The organism is Campylobacter sp. (assembly GCF_052169515.1).
Classification (GTDB): Bacteria; Campylobacterota; Campylobacteria; order Campylobacterales; family Campylobacteraceae; genus Campylobacter_A.
In genome coordinates this window covers 18,789-41,671 of the sequence record NZ_JBQNCH010000015.1, presented here as the reverse complement: position 1 = coordinate 41,671, position 22,883 = coordinate 18,789, and the positions used below count along the sequence as shown (strand labels likewise).

Annotated in this window: 19 protein-coding genes, 1 other RNA gene and 1 pseudogene; 9 read left to right on the top strand and 12 right to left on the bottom strand. The window is 35.9% G+C overall.

Annotation, left to right across the window (positions count from 1 at the left end):
• Positions 1 to 89: 89 nt before the first annotated feature.
• From ACTTKV_RS06700 to pyrE, 3 genes are all read right to left on the bottom strand, one after another.
• Positions 90 to 1,517, bottom strand: coding sequence for a c-type heme family protein (locus ACTTKV_RS06700; RefSeq protein WP_442549825.1), 1,428 nt, complete (start codon positions 1,515 to 1,517; stop codon positions 90 to 92).
• Positions 1,507 to 2,196 carry a response regulator transcription factor gene (locus ACTTKV_RS06695; RefSeq protein WP_442549841.1) on the bottom strand — a complete coding sequence of 230 codons (690 nt, stop codon included), beginning with the start codon at positions 2,194 to 2,196 and terminating at the stop codon, positions 1,507 to 1,509. The genes ACTTKV_RS06700 and ACTTKV_RS06695 overlap by 11 nt, the downstream gene beginning before the upstream one ends.
• 272 nt (positions 2,197 to 2,468) lie before the next feature.
• Positions 2,469 to 3,077 (bottom strand): orotate phosphoribosyltransferase, encoded by a 609-nt coding sequence (gene pyrE, locus ACTTKV_RS06690; protein WP_442549824.1) that lies wholly within the window; start codon positions 3,075 to 3,077, stop codon positions 2,469 to 2,471.
• A gap of 119 nt (positions 3,078 to 3,196) precedes the next feature.
• Here pyrE and ACTTKV_RS06685 point away from each other — a divergent pair, with 119 nt between their 5' ends.
• From ACTTKV_RS06685 to thyX, 3 genes are all read left to right on the top strand, one after another.
• Entirely contained in the window at positions 3,197 to 4,564 is a 1,368-nt protein-coding gene (locus ACTTKV_RS06685; protein WP_442549823.1) for a Na+/H+ antiporter NhaC family protein, read from the top strand.
• A 122-nt stretch (positions 4,565 to 4,686) separates the two neighbouring features.
• Positions 4,687 to 7,140, top strand: coding sequence for a flagellar hook protein FlgE (gene flgE / locus ACTTKV_RS06680; protein WP_442549822.1), 2,454 nt, complete (start codon positions 4,687 to 4,689; stop codon positions 7,138 to 7,140).
• Positions 7,141 to 7,258: 118 nt separating this feature from the next.
• Complete coding sequence (thyX, locus tag ACTTKV_RS06675) at positions 7,259 to 7,888, top strand: FAD-dependent thymidylate synthase (protein ID WP_442549821.1); 630 nt, start codon at positions 7,259 to 7,261, stop codon at positions 7,886 to 7,888.
• A gap of 52 nt (positions 7,889 to 7,940) precedes the next feature.
• Here the strand turns inward: thyX and ACTTKV_RS06670 are convergent, their stop codons facing one another.
• From ACTTKV_RS06670 to ruvC, 6 genes and pseudogenes are all read right to left on the bottom strand, one after another.
• Entirely contained in the window at positions 7,941 to 9,047 is a 1,107-nt protein-coding gene (locus ACTTKV_RS06670) for a DNA adenine methylase (RefSeq protein ID WP_442549820.1), read from the bottom strand.
• A 1-nt stretch (position 9,048) separates the two neighbouring features.
• Positions 9,049 to 9,564 carry an S-ribosylhomocysteine lyase gene (luxS, locus tag ACTTKV_RS06665; protein WP_442549819.1) on the bottom strand — a complete coding sequence of 172 codons (516 nt, stop codon included), beginning with the start codon at positions 9,562 to 9,564 and terminating at the stop codon, positions 9,049 to 9,051.
• A gap of 106 nt (positions 9,565 to 9,670) precedes the next feature.
• On the bottom strand, positions 9,671 to 10,111 hold the full coding sequence (locus tag ACTTKV_RS06660; RefSeq protein ID WP_442549840.1) for a methyl-accepting chemotaxis protein: 441 nt from the start codon (positions 10,109 to 10,111) through the stop codon (positions 9,671 to 9,673).
• A 741-nt stretch (positions 10,112 to 10,852) separates the two neighbouring features.
• Positions 10,853 to 11,596: pseudogene (locus ACTTKV_RS06655) on the bottom strand (cache domain-containing protein); the annotation flags it as partial.
• A 125-nt stretch (positions 11,597 to 11,721) separates the two neighbouring features.
• On the bottom strand, positions 11,722 to 12,411 hold the full coding sequence (locus ACTTKV_RS06650) for an MOSC domain-containing protein (RefSeq protein WP_442549818.1): 690 nt from the start codon (positions 12,409 to 12,411) through the stop codon (positions 11,722 to 11,724).
• A gap of 17 nt (positions 12,412 to 12,428) precedes the next feature.
• Positions 12,429 to 12,908, bottom strand: a complete 480-nt coding sequence (ruvC, locus tag ACTTKV_RS06645; RefSeq protein WP_442549839.1) for a crossover junction endodeoxyribonuclease RuvC — start codon at positions 12,906 to 12,908, stop codon at positions 12,429 to 12,431.
• 122 nt (positions 12,909 to 13,030) lie between these two features.
• Here ruvC and dnaA point away from each other — a divergent pair, with 122 nt between their 5' ends.
• From dnaA to ACTTKV_RS06620, 5 genes are all read left to right on the top strand, one after another.
• Complete coding sequence (dnaA, locus tag ACTTKV_RS06640) at positions 13,031 to 14,341, top strand: chromosomal replication initiator protein DnaA (protein WP_054195855.1); 1,311 nt, start codon at positions 13,031 to 13,033, stop codon at positions 14,339 to 14,341.
• 154 nt (positions 14,342 to 14,495) lie between these two features.
• Complete coding sequence (dnaN, locus tag ACTTKV_RS06635) at positions 14,496 to 15,563, top strand: DNA polymerase III subunit beta (protein WP_103582138.1); 1,068 nt, start codon at positions 14,496 to 14,498, stop codon at positions 15,561 to 15,563.
• Positions 15,564 to 15,578: 15 nt separating this feature from the next.
• Positions 15,579 to 17,888 carry a DNA topoisomerase (ATP-hydrolyzing) subunit B gene (gyrB, locus tag ACTTKV_RS06630; protein WP_442549817.1) on the top strand — a complete coding sequence of 770 codons (2,310 nt, stop codon included), beginning with the start codon at positions 15,579 to 15,581 and terminating at the stop codon, positions 17,886 to 17,888.
• A gap of 53 nt (positions 17,889 to 17,941) precedes the next feature.
• A complete protein-coding gene (gene queF / locus ACTTKV_RS06625) occupies positions 17,942 to 18,601 on the top strand; it encodes a preQ(1) synthase (RefSeq protein WP_442549816.1) in 660 nt (219 codons plus the stop codon).
• Positions 18,601 to 19,836 carry an HD domain-containing protein gene (locus ACTTKV_RS06620; protein WP_442549815.1) on the top strand — a complete coding sequence of 412 codons (1,236 nt, stop codon included), beginning with the start codon at positions 18,601 to 18,603 and terminating at the stop codon, positions 19,834 to 19,836. The genes queF and ACTTKV_RS06620 overlap by 1 nt, the downstream gene beginning before the upstream one ends.
• Here the strand turns inward: ACTTKV_RS06620 and ffs are convergent.
• Positions 19,823 to 19,920: signal recognition particle sRNA small type (gene ffs, locus ACTTKV_RS06615), an RNA gene on the bottom strand. The two genes, ACTTKV_RS06620 and ffs, sit on opposite strands and share 14 nt — an antisense overlap.
• Before the next feature lie 113 nt (positions 19,921 to 20,033).
• Between ffs and ACTTKV_RS06610 the strand changes: the two genes are divergently transcribed.
• A complete protein-coding gene (locus ACTTKV_RS06610; RefSeq protein ID WP_442549814.1) occupies positions 20,034 to 20,459 on the top strand; it encodes a hypothetical protein in 426 nt (141 codons plus the stop codon).
• A 59-nt stretch (positions 20,460 to 20,518) separates the two neighbouring features.
• Here ACTTKV_RS06610 and ACTTKV_RS06605 read toward each other — a convergent pair whose 3' ends face one another.
• The gene (locus ACTTKV_RS06605; protein ID WP_442549813.1) at positions 20,519 to 22,120 is read right to left on the bottom strand and encodes a flagellar hook protein FlgE; all 1,602 of its coding nucleotides are present in this window, start codon (positions 22,118 to 22,120) and stop codon (positions 20,519 to 20,521) included.
• 5 nt (positions 22,121 to 22,125) lie between these two features.
• A complete protein-coding gene (locus ACTTKV_RS06600) occupies positions 22,126 to 22,833 on the bottom strand; it encodes a flagellar basal body rod modification protein (RefSeq protein WP_442549812.1) in 708 nt (235 codons plus the stop codon).
• Positions 22,834 to 22,883: the final 50 nt, after the last annotated feature.

Here is a 22,883-nt window from a genome sequence, read left to right as displayed (position 1 = left end):
TTTGAATTTTTTGAGCCTAAAATCAAAATGATTTCATACTGATAATATTAACAGCAAAAAAGGGTAGAAAAGGGGGAATTTTTAATAAATTATAAACTTTCGAAACTAATTGTAAATGTAACGCTATTTTCATCCGTATTTCTAGCAAATATCAGAGCATTATTTTTACTAGCAATAAGACGACTCATATATAGTCCAAGTCCACTTCCAGAGTCTTTTGTACTAAAGTGTGGCTCAAAGATAACATTTAAAAACGAAGTCTTTATGGCACCTGCATTATTTTCTATACATAAATTTTTACGATTATCTTTTATAAAAGTATAAATTTTTATCACTCTAGGCTTTACATAGCTTTGTTTAAATGCATCTTTTGCATTATTTATAATGTTTATTAAGATTTGAATTATTTCATTAAAATTTGCAAAGATTGTAAAATTTTCTCTTATATCGATATCCATCTCAATCTGATATTTTTTAAGTGATGCGTTTAGAATTTTTATGGTCTGATTTATAACCTCATCTGCACTAAATTCCCTTTTTAAGGTATTTGGCTTAAAAAAGTCTCTAAAATCATCAACTGTTTCTGACATAAAATTTATCTGTTTACTTGTCTCTTTTATAAATTCATAAATTTTAGCTTCATCAAGTTTTTTTCGCTCCTGATAAAGCTCTAAATTTATTAAAGCTGAGCTGATCTGTGCCAGTGGTTGCTTCCACTGATGCGAGATATTGCCTATCATCTCACCCATCGAAGCTAGACGACTTTGATGTATCATAAGCTGTTCAGTCTGCCTTTTGCTCTCTTCTCCACGCCTATGCATCTTATAAACAAGTAGTAAAAATAGCCCAAATATAAGTGTAATCGCACTCATTATAATGACGATCTCTTTTAAATGATAGGCAAAAATGGCACGCAGTGGGATTTTAAAAGATAGCATTGCCACCATTTCACTTGCCTCAGGAATTTGCCCATTTGGCATTTCGTAACGCTCCAACATCTGTTTTGGAGCATTTTCACTATTATGGCAAACCAAGCAAGACGCATTTTGATTTTTTATAGGCAATCCTACAAAAAGCTTCGAACCGTTTTCATCTTTTATAATCCTTGAAAATTCGGTAAATTGATTCTCTTTAAAGCCTCTTAATACCTGCGCTTCAAATTCATTTGGTTCATGGGCTTTATTTAAAGGTGCTATGGCGACTAGTTTATAGTCAAAGTCAAGATTATATTTTTGTTTTTGGATATTATAAATTTCACGACTTATATATGAAGATGATAGTAGTCTCTCGTCAAAAAAGTCTTCTTTTAAAATGCCATCATGCTTTAATTGCTCGATCAACGGACGTTGGACGCCTGCTATATATTCTCTTACAGAATTTATACTCTCAAGGACATAGTACGCCTCTCTTTTAGCATCTTTCATTGCAAGATTATTATAAAAATTTAAAACAAGTGCCGATACCAAAAGATAAACAAAGATAAAAGCACCAACAATTAGCTGAAATTTATATTTCACAAAGATAACCTACACCGTATAAATTTTTAATCACATCTTTGCCGATCTTTCGCCTAAGCTCTTTTACGATCGTCTTTATCGCCTCTTTACTTGGCTGCTCATACTCCCAAATATAATCAAATATCTGTTCGTAAGTTATAGTTTTGTTTTTATTATTTAAAAAATACTCTAAAAGCCTACTTTCACTCTTGCTTAGATGAAAAATTTTACCATCTGAATAAAGTGCCTTTTTGCTAAAGTCATATTCTAATTCATCATTTAACCTAATAGTAGGAATGCGTCCGACAAGCTCCAAAGCAACATCTTCAAGGGCTTTTATGAAAGATTGTTTATCATATGGCTTTGCGAGATATCTTGTGATCTTTAGCTCAACCGCTCTCCACAAATACTCTTGTTCGACATGACTTGATAGGATCACAATGGGAATTTTTTGATTGATCGCTCTTACTTTTTTGGCGACATCTAGGCCATCGATATTTGGCACGCTTATATCAAGTACCAAAACATCATATGCATCACTCAGAGCTAGCTCAAGTGCTTCACAGCCGTCTTGCACACCTGTTACCTCTCCAAAAAAGAGCTCCAACGAAGTACAAATGTTTTTTAAAATCGCCTCTTCATCCTCAAGACAAAGGACTTTTTTATTTGATAAAACATCTAAAATATCATTTTCTTGCATAGCCTGATCTCGCTTTTGGGCAGATATTATCACTTGATAGCTTAAAAATAAGATTATACAAAAAATAATTCATACCAATATAAAAAGTAAATTATTTTTTAAATTAAAGTAAAAATTTTTGTTAATGTGATATAGAAATAATGCTATTTTGGCAATAAAAGAAACTCAAATCGCTTTAGCCGCTTAAAATTTAGTAGATACTCCTTGCACATCTTTAGTATTTTTGGATTTGCTAAAGATTAATTTACTCAAATCCAAAAATTATAATAGTTTTAATTTCCCCTGCTTCCAGGTTTAATCGCCTTACTTCCATCATTACAAAGTGGGCAATGCTCAGGCTCATAAATTTCAAACTCAAAATTTCCTAAAGCAAAAAACGGCTTATCGCTTGGTAGTTTTGCATTTGGTTTTGAGTCGTTGTCTAAATTTGCGACCTTACAAAAGCCACGATTGGCAAGCGCTGCAAAGCCAACTACCTCACCACCAAGACTCTCTATAACACGTGCTGCTTCAAGTGCTGAACCGCCAGTTGTGATGATATCTTCGCAGACGATAAATTTCTCGCCTTTTTTTACCTCAAAGCCACGTCTAAGACTCATTACCTTTTCAACTCTCTCTGTAAAGATAAAACGCTTCTTTGCCGCACGTGCGAGCTCATAGCCAGCTAAAATTCCTCCAAGTGCAGGCGAGCAAACGCTATCAAATTCAATGCCAAATTTCTCTATCACACGGGCAAGCTCGTCAGCTAGTTTTCCAGCCAAAGCTGGGTCTTCAAGCACCTTTGCACTTTGGAGATAAAACTGCGAGTGATTACCACTACTTAGTAAAAAATGTCCCTCTAAATATGCTCCGGCCTCTTTATAAATTTTCTCTAAATCCATCGTTTTTTCCTTTTAAAATTTACTCAAAATTTTAACACAAGCCCACTTAAGCCACTCTTTTTAAAATTTAATAAGCCACACATTTGTATAATCTTCACACTCTTACAAAAAGGATGCTCATGCTTATTTTTAACCCTGTTGTTTTTAGCATTTTGGTGATGACGGTGCTTTGTCTGCTGCGTTTTAACATCTTGCTTTCTATCCTTATTTCTGCTCTTTTTGCTGGTGTGATGTATAAGCATGGATTTAGCGGATTTGAAAGTGGTATTATAAATGGGATCGATAGCCTCTTTACAGCTCTAAAAGAGACTACGCAAAGCCTCATAAGCGGCATGCAAGGCAACCTTGAAACGTCACTTAGTTATATTTTACTTGGCGCTCTAGCAGCTGCCATTGCAAATACAAATTTAACTGCTATCTTGATAAATGCTTTGAGTAAATTCCTTAGCTCAAATAAAGTAATTTTTACACTAACTATCGCATTTATAGCATGCTTATCTCAAAATTTAATCCCAGTTCACATAGCTTTTATACCTATTTTGATTCCACCACTTCTTGCTATTATGAACAAGATGGGAATAGATAGACGTGCCGTGGCTTGCGCTTTGACATTTGGTCTTCAAGCACCTTATGTAAGCCTTAGCGTTGGCTTTGGTCTGCTTTTTCACAATATCCTAAAAAAAGAGCTAGCAAATAACGGCATAACCACATCTATTTCTGATATCTCTTCTGTTATGTGGATAGGTGGTGCTTCGATGTTTGTTGGACTTATCCTCGCCATACTTTTTTACGGTAAAAAAAGAGTTTATAAAACTTCAAAATTTGAAAAAGAAGAGCTTGATGAGATCGAGCGTGCAAAAAGCCTTGAGATGACTAAAAAGGAGTGGGCAGTTTTAGCTGGTGCGGTAGTAGCTTTTGTCGTACAAATTTATACATCGCTCTTGCCGCTTGGCGCACTACTTGGACTTTTAGTCATGGTTGTTTTTGGTGGTATCGAATATAAAAAAGTAGATAAGATCATGGATAACGGCCTTGCTATGATGGGATTTATCGCTTTTATCATGCTAGTTGCGGCAGGTTATGGCACTATCTTAAGAGAGAGTGGCGGCATCGATGAGCTTGTAAAATACGCTAGCTTGGTATCTGGCGGCAAGATAGGCGGTGCATTTTTGATGCTGCTTATCGGTCTTTTAGTCACGATGGGTATAGGCACTAGCTTTGGTACGATACCTATTTTAGCTTCTATCTATGTGCCACTTTGTCTTAATCTTGGTTTTGGAGTACCAGCCATCATCTTGTTAGTTGGCATAGCTGCAGCTCTAGGAGATGCTGGAAGCCCAGCAAGCGATAGCACACTTGGGCCGACAAGCGGTCTAAATGCTGATGGCGAACATAACCACATATATGATACTTGTGTGCCTACATTTGTATTTTTTAATATCCCACTTATCATCGGTGGTATCGTAGGTGCAATGATACTTGGATAAAATTTGGCGTTAATTACGCCAAATTTCTTTTTTATTTTTCTTCTTTTTATCAATATAAATTTTTTGGAACATCTTTTGCTTTTGAAAAATATAAAAATTTAAAATGCAAAAAGGATAAGTCAATGATGAGATCACTTTGGTCTGGTGTTTCAGGCCTACAAGCCCACCAGATAGCCATGGACGTAGAAGGCAATAATATCGCAAACGTCAATACTTATGGTTATAAATACAACCGTGCAAACTTTGCTGATATACTAAGCCAAACTCCAAGAGTCGCTACTGCTCCACAAGGTCAGCTAGGCGGTCAAAATGCTATGCAAATAGGTCTAGGAACGACTATAAACTCAACTACGAGAATTTTCTCACAAGGCACACTAACATCTACTGATAAGCAAACAGACCTTGCACTTCAAGGAAATGGCTTCTTCGTCGTATCTCCAGATGGTGGAACTACAAGATACTATACAAGAAATGGTGACTTTGTCCGTGATAAAGCGGGAAATTTTGTAAACAATAGCGGATATATCGTTCAAGGCTGGACAAGAGATGAAGAGACTGGCACTATCGACTCAACAGGTCCGATAAAAAATATCGTGATCAAAGAGGGTCTTACAACTCCAGCAAGAGCCACAACAGAAGTAAAGATAAAAGGCAACCTTGACTCAGGCAACACCATCGACCAAAGAAGCACTCCTATTTATTCACTAGACTCGGTTGCTGGCGGACGTGACTATAACAATGACGGAATTTTAAACGCAAATGAAGTCCACAACGAAAATGATACAAATAACGATGAGTTTTATACGAACTCAAGAAAAGAACAAAGCCTAACAGAGCGTGGTGTAGATCTTGGTGTTACATTTGATGAGCTTGGAAATGGTCTTGCGTTAAGAGATGGGCAAGGTATCTGGGTAAGCTACGCAAATGCTAAAACTGAAAAATTTACTGTAGGAAGTGGAGCTGCTCAAAATATCGGCCAGATAAATCCAGCGGCAACACTTGATATCACAATAAATGGTACTACTATAAAATCTCAAGCAAATTCAATGACAAGTATCAGTGACGTTGCAGCTGCGATCAATGCTCAGTACAACAAAACTGGTGTTAGAGCTGAAATTTCAGAGGGTAATAAACTAACACTTATAAACAGAAACAACTCAGGCACTACTGAAGAGACAAAAAATATTCATCTAAAAATAAATGGTGGCAATACAGTTGCTGGTTTAGCTGATAAAGATATCATAACAGCTTATCAATATGTATATACAAGCTCTCAAACAACAGCTGTTCATCCAAATAACGATAAAATCGCAAGACAAATAACAACGACAGAAGATCTTCGTGCTGCTATGCAAGAGGATGCTAGAAACCATGTTGACTACAACGGCGACGGTCAAATAAGAGCAAACTCTGACGCACTTGACGCTGCAAAAGCAGCAACTGCAGCTCATAAGATAGCTGCTGGTACTGGCGGAGCAGCTATAACAAATACTGCATACCAAACAGCCTATAACACTGCTTATAATGCTGAAATCGCTGCAGGTCATACGCCGGACCAAGCTCACGCAGCTGGTGTTGCAGCACTTCAAGCACTTGCAGGTGATGATACAAACGATGGTGTAAAGGTTACTGTAAATAAATTAGGTCAGTTCCAGCTAGAAAACCCAACAAATGAAATCGCTGATCAAGCCCTTTATATGACAACAACTGCTCTTACAAAACCAGCTCAAGGCACAAACAATGCGGCAATAAACGAAAACGTACGTTTTACAAATATTATGAAAGCACTTGATGGTGCATTAAGCCCTGGCCAAGCACTAAGAGCAAGCGGAAAGATGATGATGTCAAGCCACGGCTCAACGGCAGAAATTTTTGACTCACTTGGCTCAAAACACACAGTTAGTATAAAATGGGCAAAAACGGGCACTACAACAGATGGTGGTACAGAGTGGAGCATGATCATCCAAGTACCAGAGCCAGCTAAGATAAACTACACAGGCGAAGGTCCAGATAATGTTATAACTGGCTCAGCTAGATTTAACTCAAATGGCTCACTTGCAAGTTTTCACCCAGCAACGATAACGTTTTCAGCTAACAATGGCTCACAAAGTGGTCAAAATATTAGTTTAAATTTTGGTCTTGGAACTGATTTTAACGGCTTAACAAGCTTTGATAAAGACTCATCAACTGAGTCAATCTCACAAGATGGCTACACAGGTGGTACTCTAAATGGCATAAAAATAGATGAGACTGGAACGATAATAGGCTCATTTTCAAATGGCCAAAGCTTTGGCCTAGCTAAAGTAGCACTTGCTACCTTTACAAACAACGAAGGTCTTCAAAGTGAGGGTGGAAATGTCTTTTCACAAACCGCAAACTCAGGCGAAGCAGTTATCGGTGCGGCTGGCACAGGCGATAAGGGAACGATCGCGGCTTCAAAACTTGAAGCTAGTAACGTCGATCTAAGCCGTGCGCTAACAGATCTTATAGTAATCCAAAGAGGTTTCCAAGCAAACTCAAAAACGATCACAACAAGCGATGAGATGCTAAATACACTTCTTCAATTAAAACAATAATAACTAAGACTTTTACAAAAGGGAGCGTTTGTCTCCCTTTGAAATTTATGCTTTAAATTTACAAATAAAATCAGCCTTATTTTTGTAAAATGTTAAAAAATTTTACAAAAGAGAAAAAATGCAAGTAACACTACTAAATCATACTCCACTAAATATCTGCTCTCACGCTATCCGCACATGCTGGCAAAGCTTTGAAAAAGGCGACAACGGCGGCGAAAAAGATGTTGAGCTAATAGATAGAGTAGGCAATAAATTTAAACATGCCTCGACCTTAGAGCACCTATACTATAACTTCTACATCCAAGATATCTCTCGTGCGCTACTTCAAGAGCTAGCTCGTCACCGCTTAGCGAGCTTAAGTGTCAAATCAACCCGCTACACGCTAAAAGAGCTAAAAAAAGAGGAGAAATTTGAAGTAGGGCAGTTTGAGCGTGCGGCTAAATTTATCGTACTAACAAATGACGAGCTAGTGGATAACGCGAGCATAAAAGCGCTTGAAAATTTACGTGAAATTTTAGCCTCAACGACAAAGAGCCTAGACATCGTCAAATACTGCCTGCCAGAGTGCTACAAAACAGAGCTTACATGGAGCATAAACGCTAGAAGCTTGCAAAATTTTATCTCACTTCGCAGCTCAAAATCAGCCCTTTGGGAGATAAGAAATTTAGCAAATGCTATTTTCGCTGCCTTACCTGATGAGCATAAATTTATATTTGAGAGATGTTTGCCAGAAGATGAGTCAAACTAACATTTATGTTAGTGCGGTTTGTGGTTTAGAAGTGATAAAGTGAGCGCTAAATTTACTTTTGTAAAACGTAAAGAAGCTCGTCTACGTGGATGTTTCTAGCTTTTAAATTTCTGCTACCACGGTAGGCGTTGTATTTTTTACGAAGCAGATGAACCTTGCCAACCTGCTTTAAATTTCTATCAAACTCATCTTGGTTGATAAAGCCTTCCGAGTTAAATGAAATCAGAACAAATTTTGCCTTTAAATTTGCTATCAGCTCGAAAAATGCCTCGCTTGCTGATGATTTTTTATTAAAAACCGATCTATTCCAATCCTTTGCGATACCAGAAATTTTTGAAATTTTACTTGGCTCTTCGTAGCTTGCGATGAGATTTAGCATGAAGTAGTTTGAGCCGTATGGGTGCTGGTTATATGGCGGATCAAGATAGACTAGATCAAGCCCATCAAGCTCTTTTGCGAGCAAATTTGCATCCTTTTGATAGACATCAAATGGCACACTAAAATTTGAAAAAATTGGCTTAGTCAAATTTATATCAGAAGTGATCCTTGAGATGGCATTTTGTCCTCGTCCACCAAATTGACCGATGCCCTCTTTATTTTTATGAAAACCTTTAAAAATTCCACTTGTATTTGCATGTACGCTTGCATTATAAAGAAGCGGAGCTATGAAGAAATTTTTCATTTCAGCTGGCACTAACTCATCTATGAGCCTTCTTGCTGTATCAATAAAAATGGCATTTTTTCTAGTATAAAAAACCCTCTCGCCCTCGGTAATATTTTTATCATCTTGTGGGGCGTAAAGCCTTGTTATAAAGCCTTCAGAAAGGTTATTTTCTATCTCTTTTTCAAGCTTTTTTTGCCAGAAATTTATCTCATTTTTTATTTCATTTGTGGCGTTTTGCAGGTAGCATGAGTTTGTGATAAAGCTGTAAAGTTCCAAGTCGTTTGCGACTAAAAATTCGCTATTTTGTTTTAAAAACCTAGCCACCACGCCACTACCACTAAAGAGGTCGCAGCAGCTAAGCTTATCTTTTTTAAGCTCGTCTTTTGCGTACTTTACGCCTTGTTCGATAAAGCCTAAAAGCGAGCGTTTATTACCAAGATAGGTTAAAATTTGCTCTTTTAGATAGGCTTGATTTTCTAACTTAGTCGTCTTCAAATTAGTGCTTTTTTAGCCCCATGGCATCAAGATCAAGTTTGATCTCTTCATTGTTTATGATGACTAGGCCTTGGGCTAAAATTTTATTTGCTATGGCGTGTGCCTCATCAAGAGAGTGCATTTTGTAAGTGCCACATTGAAATTTATTTAGCTCTGGGATTTGATCTTGAGTTTTAACCTCTAAGATATCTTTCATAGAAGCTAACCAAGCGTTTTTAACGGCATCTTCACTAGGTGTGCCTATCACACTCATATAAAAGCCAGTCCTACATCCCATTGGAGAGATATCTATAATCTCAACGCAATTGCCATTTAGGTGATTTCTCATAAAACCAGCAAATAGGTGTTCTAAAGTATGGATGCCCTTTTCTGGTAAAATTTCCTCATTTGGCTTGCAAAATCTCAAATCAAAAACGCTTATATCATCGCCTTTTGGCGTTTTCATACTTTTTGCTAGTCTTACTCCTGGGGCTTGCATTTTCACATGATCTACACAAAAACTATCAAGTAATGGCATATATTCTCCTTTAAATTTTTGGTAATTCTAGCGAAAAAAATGTTTAAAATTTTAAAGGCTCATGTAAACTTACACGAGCCTAATAATATTTGAGTATTTGTGGGTATTAAAATTTATTTTTTCTAACGTCAGTTAGTATGACCTTTGCCATGCCATCTATATCGTTACTTACCTCATTTGTAGTATTTACAACTGAGATATTTTCTTTTGTGACATTATCTATCTGAGCAACGCTTTGGTTTATCATATCAACAACATTTGTTTGCTCTTTTATAGATTCACTCATCTCGTTGATTGATTGAGCTAGGACATTTGCATTTGCTTCGATCTCGCCAAGGCTTTTTTGTGTGCGTTCAGCTAGTTTTCTAACCTCATCGGCCACGACCGCAAAACCTCGTCCATGCTCGCCTGCACGTGCAGCCTCTATGGCAGCGTTAAGGGCAAGTAAATTTGTCTGATCGGCTATATCGCGGATGATAACTATGATATTTTTGATCTCATCGCTTTGTCTAATAACATCGCTTGTTTTTTGTGAGATCGCATTCATTGAGCTTGACATCTCTTCAATAGCTGCTGCACTCTCCTGGATAGATTCTGCTTGTTTATTTGCTCCTGATGTTAAATTTTTCATAGATTCAGATAGAATTTTTGCTTTTTCTTCCAAAATTTGAGCCTGATTTAGGCTGCTATTTAGCATATCACATATCGCGATACCAGAGCTATTTATGCCAACCATCATCGCTTTTAGATCAGCCTCTAGATCGTCTCTTATTTCGACCTTAGCGGTATAGTCGTTCTTTGAGTAGGCATTTAGGATGTTTATAGCACTACCTAAATTTTGACTAATAGAACTAAAGAAAGTGTTTAGTAGGTCTTTTAGCTTGATAAGCGATGGATTATTTGGATTTTCATTTAGTTTAACACCTAAATTTCCTCTTATCATATTATTTGCGGCTACATTTAGCTCTTCAAGCATAGTATTATCTCTTTGGATACCAGCTATAACTTTGTCAATATTTTTATTTATCTCTTCGCTCATTACACCAAATTCATCAGTCGTATGGATATCTAGCTTGCTTGGAGCGTTACTGCTCTCATAAGTTATAAATTTAAATGTATCTGTAAGCTTCTCTTGGATGACTCCTATAGGTCTCAAAGAACGCTTTAGTAGGAAAAATACAATAGCTGAAAGGATTATTATAAATAACACTGCAACTATTAGTTGTGTTTTTAAAATAGGCATAGTGTGATTTGCAAAAGTATCAGCACCTATCGCAACTACCGCAAGCCAACCTTCTTCATTTATAGGTAAAATTTTAACAGTTACATCTTGATCTTTTGTGTTTTTATATGTGATTAAACCATTTTCGTCAAATTCTTTATTGTTATATTTTTCAGAAACGATCTTTGTGACAGGTAAGATCGTGCCAACAGCAGAAGCTATGTCAGAAAAAAGCAATGTGCCATCTTTTTTCATTATATAAGCATATCCACCATCCTTTGTCATACCGATCTCAAGAATTTTATCACTTATCTTTTTGATATCTATATCAATGCCGACAACACCAGCAAATTTTCCATTTTTAGTTACAGGAGATGTGAAAGTAATAACTAGATCTTTTGTAGAAGTAAGCCTTGGTTCACCATAAATTTCTTTATTTTTCTCTTTTGTATTTTTATACCAGCCTCTAGTTCTTGGGTCGTATTTATCAGCAATTGTTGTTCTTTTGCCGTCTGATTGAAAGAAATTTCCATCTTCGTCACCATAATATACATAAGTTATTACGCTATTTGATATCTTTTTCTCAAGTAGGATAAAATCCATTATCTCATCACCACTTTGCAAATCTTTGATAACATTTGAAGCTTTTTGAACATATCCTAAATATTCGTCAAAAAATGTATCTGTTACACCCTTTATATCTTTAACAACCTGTTCTTCTTTTTCACTAACAAGTTCAATAACCTTCTTTTCTGAGGTAAAGTAACTAACCGCAGAAATAGCACTAAATGAGATGATGAGTAAAAACATCAAGGCAAGTGCCATCTTATTTGTAATAGACCTAAACACCTTTGCTCCTTTAAATTTTTATTTAAAACACATTAACCAAAGTACAATCGGAGCAAAAACAAAAAGATTTATAGTTTAAAGATAATTTAAATAATTTTCATAAATTCAATACTATATGTATTATTAAGACGTCTTTTAACATCATCGTGCCAGCCATTTGTAATAGTAGTCAGAGCATTAAATTTTTCTAATAGTTTTAAATTCTCATTTGGTGCGTAAAAGAGCCTATTTACCTCCAAAATACTCATGCCAACTTCATCCTTTTTGACTATCTCTATGGTGTCACCTGCTTTGCACGATCCTGGAGTGATGACACGGTAATACCAGCCTGTTAAGCCGGTTTCAAAGATGTGAGTAGCCATATTTTCATTGCCCCATCTTTTTGATAGCTTAAAGCATGGCTTTCTTGGCTGCGAGACTTGAAGCACTAGTGAGCCGATCTTATGGATATCCCCCACGCAGACACTACTCTCATCAAGGCCATCAATGCATAAATTTTCACCCATAGCTCCGTAAGCCATATTTTTAAATCCTAAAAATTTCTCCCACTTGGCATAGTTTGAAAGTGAATTTGCAAATATAGCTTTCTCAGGGCCTCCATGGTGCTTCGTATCAGCGACACTATCGCCCACAAAGCCAAGTTCATTTGCGAAAATTTCGCCATTTTGAGCTACTTTAAATATAGCTGAGCTCCAAGGTGTATTTAGCTTGTCAGTCGCACTTTGCGAGCCGTAGTTTTTCACCTCGCCAATTAATAATGCTTTTACTATTGCCATCTTTTTCCTATCAAAATTTAGCTTATTCTTAAATTATTTGCGTGAGTTAGTGCGATCGCGATCGCGTCGGTTATATCAAGCGGTTTTATCTCTTTGTTTATACCTAAAATTTTCTTCACCATAAATGCCACTTGCTCTTTGTCAGCCTTAGCTTTGCCAGTGACAGTTTTTTTTACTTGAAGTGGTGTATACTCGGCAAAATCGCCATGAAGCTGTAAAATTTTAAGGCTAAGTGCACCACGAAACTGAGCAAGCTTTAAAACAGTTTTTGGGTTGTAAGCGAAAAATATATCTTCGATCGCGACCTCGTCAAATTTATGATTTTTAAAGATGAGATCAAGCCCGTCACAAAGCTCGGTAATCTGATATTGAAGTGTGTTTGGTTTTATTTTTATGAGTCCTGCTTCAAGAAGAATAGTTTTAAATTTATTTTTTTCAAGTATTGCATAACCACAATTCTTCGTACCTGGGTCGATTCCTAAAATTTTCATCACTATCTTTTCAATACTTTTTCACGACTTTTTCACGATGTGAAAAAGTTTGTCAGAGTTTAACAAAGGTTTTATTAAAATTAAGATAGTATCACTATAAAAATTCTCGAAATTTAAGGCATAAAAATTTGATAGCAGACGAAATTTTAGAAAATCTTTCAACACAAATTTCACCTGAAGAATACCAAAGTTATATCAAACAATTAAAATTTAACGAAAAGGCTTCAGACGATCATATTATAGTATTCACTGCACCAAATGAGTTAATGGCTAAATTTATAAATACAAGATATGCTGATAAGATCGCTCATCTATATGAAGTTAGAACAGGTATAAAGCCAAATATAGAAATTTCATCTACTAAAAGTAGCAAGGTATCGAAGCAAAATCAAATAAATGTTAAGCAAATAAAAACACAAAGTAGCATTTTAAATCCAAGCTACACATTTGAAAATTTTGTCTGTGGAGCGTCAAATCAATACGCATTTTTAAGTGCAAAAGCAGCCGCTGAAAAACCTGGCGTACTTTATAATCCACTTTTTATCTATGGCACTACGGGACTTGGCAAGACTCACTTACTCCAGTCGGTTGGAAATCATTGTTTGAATAAAGGAAAAACCGTTATTTGCGTAACTAGTGAACAATTTATGATAGATTTTACCAGTCACATAAATAACCACTCAATGCCAAAATTTCGTGAAAAATATAGAAACTGTGATGTTTTACTAATAGACGACGTGCAATTTCTTGGCAAAACCGATAAAATTCAAGAGGAATTTTTCAACACATATAATGAACTTTTAGCAAAAAATGGTCAAATAGTTATGACTTCAGATCGACCACCAAAAACACTAAAAGGCTTTGAAGATAGGATGATTTCAAGATTTGATAAGGCTTTTATGGCTGATATTACGCCGCCTGAACTTGATACAAAGATAGCCATCATCATCAAAAAATGTGAATTTGATAAAATCGATCTAAATAAAGAGGTCATAAACTACATAGCTACAAATATGGGAGATAATATCCGTGAGATCGAGGGAGCTATCATAAATTTAAATGTTTTTAAAACTCTTATGAAAGAAGAGATAACACTTGATCTTGCAAAAAGTATATTAAAAGATCTGATCAAAGAAAAACGTGAAAACATAAATTTCGATACTATCGTTGAAATAGTTAGTAAAGAGCTAAATATCAAACAAAGTGATATAAAAAGCAAATCAAGAGTTACAAATATCGTAGAAGCAAGACGAATCATCATATATCTTGCAAAGATGCTTACAACAAACTCAATGCCACAAATTGCAAACTATTTTGGCATGAAAGATCACAGTGCCGTTAGTCATAATATTAAAAAGATAAATGAGCTAATACAAACTAATGAAATTTTTAGTCTAAAAGTTACTGAGTTAAAAAACAAAATTTTGACAAAAGGATAAAATACAATATGAAATTTGTGAATAAATGTGAAAAAGAAAATATAATTTTTCACATTTCAAATAGCTGTATTTCGGTGTTAAAAAGCACTTTTCACTTTTTAACATCACCTACTAAAACAAAAAAATTAAATTTAAAAATAGAAGGAAGTTTTTAATGAAAGTTTTAATAAACAAAAATATGCTTGAAAGCATAGTAACAAATACAAACCCATATCTTGAAAAAAGAGATCTTAGTGCTATAACTTCTCACATTTATATTTCAGCAAAAGATGGAGTTTTAAATATAAAAGCAACTGATCATGAGATAGGACTAGCATATAAGCTAAGTAATGTAAAAATCGTTGATCAAGGCTATGCAACTGCAAATGGTAAAAAACTACTTGACATTATAAAAAGTCTAAAAGATGAAGAAGTGATGTTAGAAACTGTAAATAACTATCTTTATATAAAACAAAAAAACTCAAAATACAAACTTCCAATGTATAAATTTGAAGATTTTCCAGAATTTCCAACGATAGAAGGCAAATCAAAATTTGATGTTGATGCTGTTATGTTAGGAAGAAGTTTAAAGAAAATTTTACCAAGTATTGATAGCAATAACCCAAAATTTGAATTAAATGGTGCTTTCCTTGATATTAAACAAGACTTTATAAATATCGTTGGTACTGATACAAGAAGACTTAGTGTTTTTAAATTTCAAACACCAACTGAAAAAGAATTTTCACTTATAATCCCTAAAAAAGCTATCAATGAAATACAAAAACTATTTTTTGACAAGATAGAAATTTACTATGATGAGAATATCTTAATCGCTCAAAGCCAAAATTTTGAATTTTTCACAAAACTTATAAATGGTAAATTCCCAGACTATGAGCGTGTCATACCAAAAGAGGTAAGAAAAAGACTTCAGCTAAGTAGAGATAAGATGATAGAGGGTATAAAAACTATCTCAATGCTAAGTGATACAATGAAAATAACTTTTTCAAAAGACAATATAACATTTGAAAGTGTTATAGAAGATAACTCTGAAGCAAAAACTATGATTGATTATCAAACTGGATTAGAAGATGAATTCTTTATAGGCATAAAAAATAGATACTTGCTTGATTTCTTAACTAGTATTGAAGATGAAAATTTTGAGCTTGGATTTAATGAAAGCTCGTTGGCATTTGTTGTAAGTTCAAAGGAACTAACAACAGTGATAATGCCAATAAATTTATAAGATAAGGTCTAGGTTATGGAAAATAATTACGGCGCAGAAAATATTAAAGTACTAAAAGGACTTGAGGCAGTTAGAAAACGCCCGGGCATGTATATAGGTGATACAAACGTTAGTGGTCTTCACCATATGATCTACGAAGTTGTTGACAACTCTATCGACGAGGCAATGGCAGGATACTGTGATACGATCGAGATTGAGCTTACACGTGAAGGATCAGCGATCATTAGTGATAATGGACGTGGTATCCCAGTAGATATGCACCCGACTGAGAAAATTTCAGCTGCGACTGTTGTTTTAACTGTGCTTCACGCTGGTGGTAAATTTGACAAAGATACTTATAAGGTCTCAGGCGGTCTTCACGGTGTTGGTGTATCTGTTGTAAATGCTCTTTCTAAAAAACTAGTCGTAAATATAAAGCGTGATGGCAAGCTTCATAGACAAGAATTTTCTTGTGGTATCCCACAAAGCGACCTTGAAGTTATAAAAACTACAAACCGAACAGGCACGCAGGTTGAGTTTTGGCCAGATGATAGTATATTTGAAGTGACTGAATTTGATGATGAAATTTTAACAAAAAGATTTCGCGAGTTAGCATATCTAAACCCAAAGATAACTATAAATTTTAAAGATCAAAGAAACGGCAGAAGCGAGAGCTTTCACTATGAAGGCGGGTTAGAGAGCTTTGTAACTGATATGAATAAGGCAAATCCAGTAAGCAAAGCTGTCTCATTTAGCGGTGGCGAAGATGACGTGCTTGTTGATTTTGCCCTGCTTTATAACGACACTTATAGTGAAAATTTACTAAGCTTTGTAAATAACATCAAAACTCCAGATGGTGGTACACACGAAGCTGGATTTAGAGCGGGCCTTACAAGAGTTATCACAAACTATGTCTCAGCAAACGCTGCTGCACGTGAAAAAGATACAAAGATAACTGGTGAAGATATCCGCGAGGGTCTTATCGCTGTTGTGAGCGTAAAAGTGCCAGAGCCACAGTTTGAGGGGCAAACAAAAGGCAAACTAGGATCTAGCTACGTAAAACCGATCGTTCAAAAGATGGTTTTTGACGTACTTACAAAGTATTTTGAAGAAAATCCTATCGAAGCAAGAGCGATAATGGAAAAAGCTCTAATGGCAGCTCGTGGTAGAGAAGCTGCTAAAAAAGCTAGAGATCTAACTCGTAAAAAAGAGAGCATGACCGTAGGTACACTCCCTGGTAAGTTAGCTGATTGTCAGAGTAAAGACCCAGTTATCAGCGAGCTATACCTAGTGGAGGGTGACTCTGCGGGCGGTTCTGCTAAGCAGGGGCGTGATAGAGTTTTTCAAGCGATATTGCCGCTTAAGGGTAAAATTCTAAACGTTGAAAAGGCAAGACTGGATAAAATTTTAAAGTCTGATGAGATAAAAAATATGATAACAGCACTAGGCTGCGGTATCGGAGATGAATTTGACGCTGAGAAGCTTAGATATCATAAGATTATCATCATGACCGATGCCGATGTCGATGGTAGCCACATCCAGACACTGCTTTTAACTTTCTTCTTTAGATTTTTAAATAAAGTTGTAGAAAACGGCCACATCTACCTAGCTCAGCCGCCACTTTACCGCTATAAAAAAGGTAAGAAAGAAATTTATCTAAAAGATGAAAAGGCATTAAACGAATTTCTTATCGAAACTGGCATCGAGGGCGTTGATATAGAGGGTATCGGTAGTGCGGATTTGATTGACTTTTTAAAGATCGTTGCAGCTTATAGAAGTGTCTTAAAAGAGCTTGAAAAACGCTTTAACGTCCTTTCAGCGATCCGCTATATGATAGAAAATCCAGACATCGTCTCAAAAAGTTACAATGAAATTTTTGAAATTTTAAAGAATTTCTTAAAAGCTGAGGGTCACAACATCCTAAACCACTACGTTAGCGAAGATGAGATTAGAATTTACGTGCAAACTGAAAGCGGCCTAGAAGAGCTTGTAGTAAATGAAAATTTATTCACAAACCCACTTTATGAAGAGGCACTTTATATCAGCCAAAAGATAAAAGAGCGCGGCTTAGACCTGCATAGTGACGTTATAGATGTGCTTGATGAAGTAGAGAAAAATGCGAAAAAAGGTGCATATATCCAGCGTTATAAAGGTCTTGGTGAGATGAACCCTGAGCAGCTTTGGGAGACTACGATGAACCCTGAGAACAGAAGACTTTTAAAGATCGATATAAACGACGCTATAAGTGCTTCTGACACGTTTAATCTCTTTATGGGCGATGAGGTCGAGCCAAGAAGAAACTACATCCAAGACCACGCGAAAGACGTTAAGCACTTAGATATTTAAAAGGTGATCAAATTTAAATTTGACCTAGTTAGTAAAAATATAAAGGATAAAAAATGAGCGAAGAGCTAGAGATAGAGATAAAATACGGCGAGAAAATTTTGAAAGAATTTGACGTAGAGAGTGACCTTGAGGTCTGGGAAAATAAGCAAACAAGGGACTATGTCATAAAGATCACTCTGCCTGAGTTTTGTTGCCTTTGCCCTCGCTCTGGTTATCCTGACTTTGCGACGATATACCTTGAGTACATCCCAAATAAGTTAGTTGTTGAGCTAAAAGCGATAAAGCTTTATATAAATAGCTTTATGAACCGCAACATCAGCCACGAAGATAGTATAAATGAAATTTATTCTGTTTTAGAGAAAAAACTAGAGCCAAAATTTATGAAGATAGTTGGCGACTTCAACCCACGTGGAAATGTCCATACAGTTATTGAGATCAGCTCTGATCTAGTGGTTAAAAAGCCAGTTGAAGAGAAAGAATTTACTCCAAGAACTAGAGAGAGAAGTAGCTTTGGCGACAAGCCACGTGAAAGACGAAGTACAAGCGATCGTGGCAGTAGCAGGGGCAGCAGTAGAGCTGGTGGCAGCAGAGGTGGCAGAGATGATAAATTTCAAAAAGATGACAAACCAAGAAGAAGCTTAAACAAAGAGGGCTTTAGAAAAATAAGTTACGCAGATGATAAGAAGCCAAAAGTAGTTAAAAAGGATAAATAATGATAAGTGCTAAGCTTATAGAACATATCTTTAAAGCAGCATCTATATCACGTTGGAACGACTATCCAAAGATGGCAAATTTAGTCGAGCTTGATAAGCAGGCTCATAAATTTATCATCGCTTATTTCATAGCAAAACAAGAGCAAAATGCCGATATGAACTACATCATCGAGGCTGGAATTTTTGAGTTTTTAAGTAGGGTCGTAGTCACTGACATACGACCAGATGTCTTTCATCACATACAAAAGACAAAAAAAGAGCAGATAAATAGCTGGGTCTTAAGCAACCTAGAGGAGCTGATCTCAGAGATCGAAGATGGTAAATTTTTAGAGAGATTTAAAAACCACTTTAAAAACGACAAAACCCACGAAAAAGAGCGTCTCATACTAAAAGCAGCGAGCTATCTTGCCACGAGGTGGGAATTTTCTATCGTCTATCAAACGAGCCAATTTTTAAGCGACATTGATGAACTTAAGGGTAAAGTTGAGGAGGAGATGGAGGATTACTACGAGCTAATTGGTGTTAGAAAGATCGCTATGAATCAAAAATTAGCCCGTCTTGTTGATCTAAGTGGCAGGCTAAGGTTTCAAAAGCGCTGGGCACAAACACCTCGCATCCCTGAAACCGCGGTCTTAGGACATATGCTAGTAGTTGCGATACTTAGTTATTTTTACTCGCTAAAAGCAAAAGCTTGTAAAAAACGCTTGGAAAATAACTTCTTTTGCGCACTATTTCACGACCTACCAGAGAGCCTTACAAGGGATATCATAAGCCCTGTAAAATACGGCGTAAAGGGGCTAAATGAGATCATCAGCGAATATGAGATGAGGCTTATTGATGAGAGGATTTTGCCATTTGTGCCTGAAAAGATCAAAGATGAGTTTAGCTACATCCTTGGTATCAGAAAAGATGGCGAGAAATTTATAAAAGATGAGTTTGAAAATAGAACTTTCGAGCGCAAGATCATCTGCCATGAAGGTACAATGGAAAACGTAAATGAGGATAAATTTAATCCAATAGACGGAAAAGCGTTAAAGTACTGTGACAAACTCTCAGCCTACATAGAAGCCGGAATTTCTATAAGTTATGGCGTCAAGTCAAAAGAGTTAACTGATGGTTTTAATAATATGTATAAATTTTTTAGTGAAAAACCTAAGATTGACGGAGTGGATTTTTTAGAAATTTGCGATGATTTTAATGAGCATTTTGGTTTAGAAAGACCCCCTCTCAGATAACTGCGGCACACACTTAATACAAGTGCTCTGCTGTGTTCCCACCCTGAAGCGGTGCTCATAAAAAGCATTGCACAGGTCTAAGAAGGAGCTTCGAAATCATACAGAAACTATACTTAAATTTTGTTTTATAGTTACATTTTTTAAAATTTAGCTTTAAGAGTATATAATCTCACATAAATTTCACGAAAAGTAGGGCAATGCCAGGAAAGATCAAACTTCGCTTTTTATCGGCTTTTAGGGATTTTTTCATCTATCACCACAAGTCTTTAGAGTTTCGTGCAAAAATTTTTGCTGCTATGATTTCAGCTAAATTTGACCCAGATGAAGATGATTTTTACGTTTTAAACGATATCGTAAGTGAAATTTATGAAAACGACCAAACTAGAAAAGACTTCTTAATCCAAACCGTTAGAGAGTACGTCGCAAGGGTCAAAAGAAGCGATAGGATCACACTTGACACGCTTCTTTTATGTATAGATAAAGATCTAAAAGATCACAACCGATACGCTAAAAAGATAGATTTTTCACATCTTCGTAGATTGATGAGTGGCTGTGAGGAAGAAATTTTAGTGCAACAAAGGGTTTATGAGTTTTTGATCAGTGAAGTCAAAATCTATTCTTGAAGCTACTATTTAATATTTAAATTCTTAATTTAAAAATCAGTCATAGTTTAATATGAAGATTATTTCTTCATCTGAATAGCAGTCTGAATCATCTCGTCGCTTGTTGTGATACTTTTTGCACTAGCCTCATAAGCCTTTTGCGTAACGATAACCTCACTTAACGCTTGACCAAGATCGACGTTACTCATTTCAAGTTTATTTGAAAGAATTTGTGAACCATAAATGGTCTCACCAGCTTTATTTTTGTAAAAAAATGCTTCGCCTGAATTTGGAGTTGCTTCATAGAGATTATCACCAACTTTTGCCACACCTTGGTCGTTTTGGAAGTGATAAAGTGCTACTTTTGCCACGATAAGTGAACGAGAATTATCAAAATTTGCCATGATATTACCACGGTCATCGACGCTATATTTTGTGAGATTTCCTTCGGCGTAGCCATCTGCTTTTATGACAAAGTCTTTTTTTGAATTAGCCGAGCTTGTTATGCCATTATAGACATTCGCATCTCCATCGCCAAGAAAATTTAAAGCAACGTTTCCAACGCTTGTTAATGTATTTGTAACAAGTCTGCCACTACCATCAAAAGTAAGTGTTCCCATAGCTGTATTTTGTACAACACCATTAGCATCAGTTATCGTAGCTGTGGCATTCCATGTAGTTTGATTGCCACCTTGAGGGATTTGCTTTGTAAAATTTATAGTTACTAAGCTCTTTGTACCATCACTGTTATATATTTCTGAACTTAGTTTTTCTTTATTAGCTACTTCAACTAGTGACGTAACTTCAGCCTTCACATCTAAATTAGCAAAATCCATAAATTTTAAGCTTTTATTGTTTATATGCCAGCTGCCATCGCTCTCTAGTGTGGTTGAAAATTCACTAAATTTACCATCACCGTCTTTTACTTTTACCACCACGCTGTCACCTGCTTTTGCACCAAAGTTCGTCTGACTTAGTGGGATTTGTCCATTTAGCGAGATAGTTTTATTTGTATTATCAAGTGTATAATTAAAATTTGCTGCATCAATAGCTGTTGTTTGTCTATTTGTTATTAGACTTGAGTTTAGGTTGCCTTTAAAATCTATATTTTTTGTTTGCTTGGCTGGCATAAATAAAAAATGAGGTAAATTTATGCCTTTTTGTGAGCCAGTATCGGCTAGTTTTAGATCTTCTTCTTTTGCAGTAAATGCCTGCGTGGTACCTTTTGTTTGACCATATTTTCTAAGAGCATTTGCACTTGGTGTGACTGGAGTAAAATTTGTTAATGTGCCAAGAAGCAGGTTACCTTTATTGTCTACTAAATTTCCAGCCGCGTCTATATCAAAGCTACCTGTTCTTGTATAGTAGTTTTTGCCATTTTTATCAACGACACCAAAAAAGCCTTTACCACCTATGGCTAGGTCGAAGTTATTATCAGTATTTTGAAAACTACCATTTGTCATCTTTAAAGCTGTCGTTTGTTTCGTAGCTCCAAGACCCACTTGATCGCTTGTTGGAAAATTTCCAGCTGAGACCATATTTTGATTGATTAAATTTTTAAACTCAGGGATCGAGGCTTTAAAACCTACATTGTTGATATTTGAGATATTATTTGCCCAAACATCCATACCAAAGCTTTGTGTTTTAATGCCACTAATTCCGTTGTAAAAACCTCTCATCATGGCTTTTAGCCCTCGTAAAATTCAGATATTTTATCCATTGGAATATATTCACCTGCGACTTTTATCATGGCTTTGCCATCTACAAATTTTACTGCCTCAACTGGATAGCTACCTACTTGAGTCTTATATGTATTGCCGTCTTTTCCGGTGTAATTAACAGAGACTGTATACGCACCATTTGGCAATTGTTTTCCAGAATTATCTTTTCCGTCCCAAGATATCTTGTGAACTCCTGATTTTATATCTTTTATATCAATCGAACGAACGACCTCTCCATTTGCATTTTTAATTTCGAGCTTACCATTTGCAAGGTCTGATTTAAAATAAAGTGGAAAATTTGCATCTTTTTTCTCATCAGTTAGTAAAACCGAGTTTGAGCCAGTCGATACCATCTTGCCAAGGGCTGATATGGCATAGGCGTTTGCGTTTGATTTTAGTTGATTTACAAGCTCTTTCATAGCTTTGTTTGTATTTTCTTGCATTTCAACTGCCGCTAACTGGCTAGTTTGTGTAAGCATCTTTTCAGTATCCATAGGGCTTGTTGGATCTTGATACTGAAGCTCAGTCAAAAGTAGCTTCATAAAGGCATCTTTATCAAGCTGAGAATTTGGGTTTGTTCCTGTACTACTTGCAGCTGCTTGCTTTGCTGCAGCTTTTCTTTCAGCATTTTTTTGTTGTGTTGTTTGTGTTGTGATATCTGAAACTGAAGCCATAATCTCTCCTAAATATATCTTGGTATTACTAGCTCAAGCAAGCTTTGTTC

Bases quoted from the DNA above. Each gene is read 5' to 3' on its own strand.
- ACTTKV_RS06695 (WP_442549841.1), bottom strand. From the start codon at position 2,196: ATGCAAGAAAATGATATTTTAGATGTTTTATCAAATAAAAAAGTCCTT.
- pyrE (WP_442549824.1), bottom strand. From the start codon at position 3,077: ATGGATTTAGAGAAAATTTATAAAGAGGCCGGAGCATATTTAGAGGGA.
- ACTTKV_RS06685 (WP_442549823.1), top strand. From the start codon at position 3,197: ATGCTTATTTTTAACCCTGTTGTTTTTAGCATTTTGGTGATGACGGTG.
- flgE (WP_442549822.1), top strand. From the start codon at position 4,687: ATGATGAGATCACTTTGGTCTGGTGTTTCAGGCCTACAAGCCCACCAG.
- thyX (WP_442549821.1), top strand. From the start codon at position 7,259: ATGCAAGTAACACTACTAAATCATACTCCACTAAATATCTGCTCTCAC.
- luxS (WP_442549819.1), bottom strand. From the start codon at position 9,564: ATGCCATTACTTGATAGTTTTTGTGTAGATCATGTGAAAATGCAAGCC.
- ACTTKV_RS06660 (WP_442549840.1), bottom strand. From the start codon at position 10,111: ATGAATGCGATCTCACAAAAAACAAGCGATGTTATTAGACAAAGCGAT.
- ACTTKV_RS06650 (WP_442549818.1), bottom strand. From the start codon at position 12,411: ATGGCAATAGTAAAAGCATTATTAATTGGCGAGGTGAAAAACTACGGC.
- dnaN (WP_103582138.1), top strand. From the start codon at position 14,496: ATGAAAGTTTTAATAAACAAAAATATGCTTGAAAGCATAGTAACAAAT.
- gyrB (WP_442549817.1), top strand. From the start codon at position 15,579: ATGGAAAATAATTACGGCGCAGAAAATATTAAAGTACTAAAAGGACTT.
- queF (WP_442549816.1), top strand. From the start codon at position 17,942: ATGAGCGAAGAGCTAGAGATAGAGATAAAATACGGCGAGAAAATTTTG.
- ACTTKV_RS06620 (WP_442549815.1), top strand. From the start codon at position 18,601: ATGATAAGTGCTAAGCTTATAGAACATATCTTTAAAGCAGCATCTATA.
- ACTTKV_RS06610 (WP_442549814.1), top strand. From the start codon at position 20,034: ATGCCAGGAAAGATCAAACTTCGCTTTTTATCGGCTTTTAGGGATTTT.
- ACTTKV_RS06605 (WP_442549813.1), bottom strand. From the start codon at position 22,120: ATGATGAGAGGTTTTTACAACGGAATTAGTGGCATTAAAACACAAAGC.
- ACTTKV_RS06600 (WP_442549812.1), bottom strand. From the start codon at position 22,833: ATGGCTTCAGTTTCAGATATCACAACACAAACAACACAACAAAAAAAT.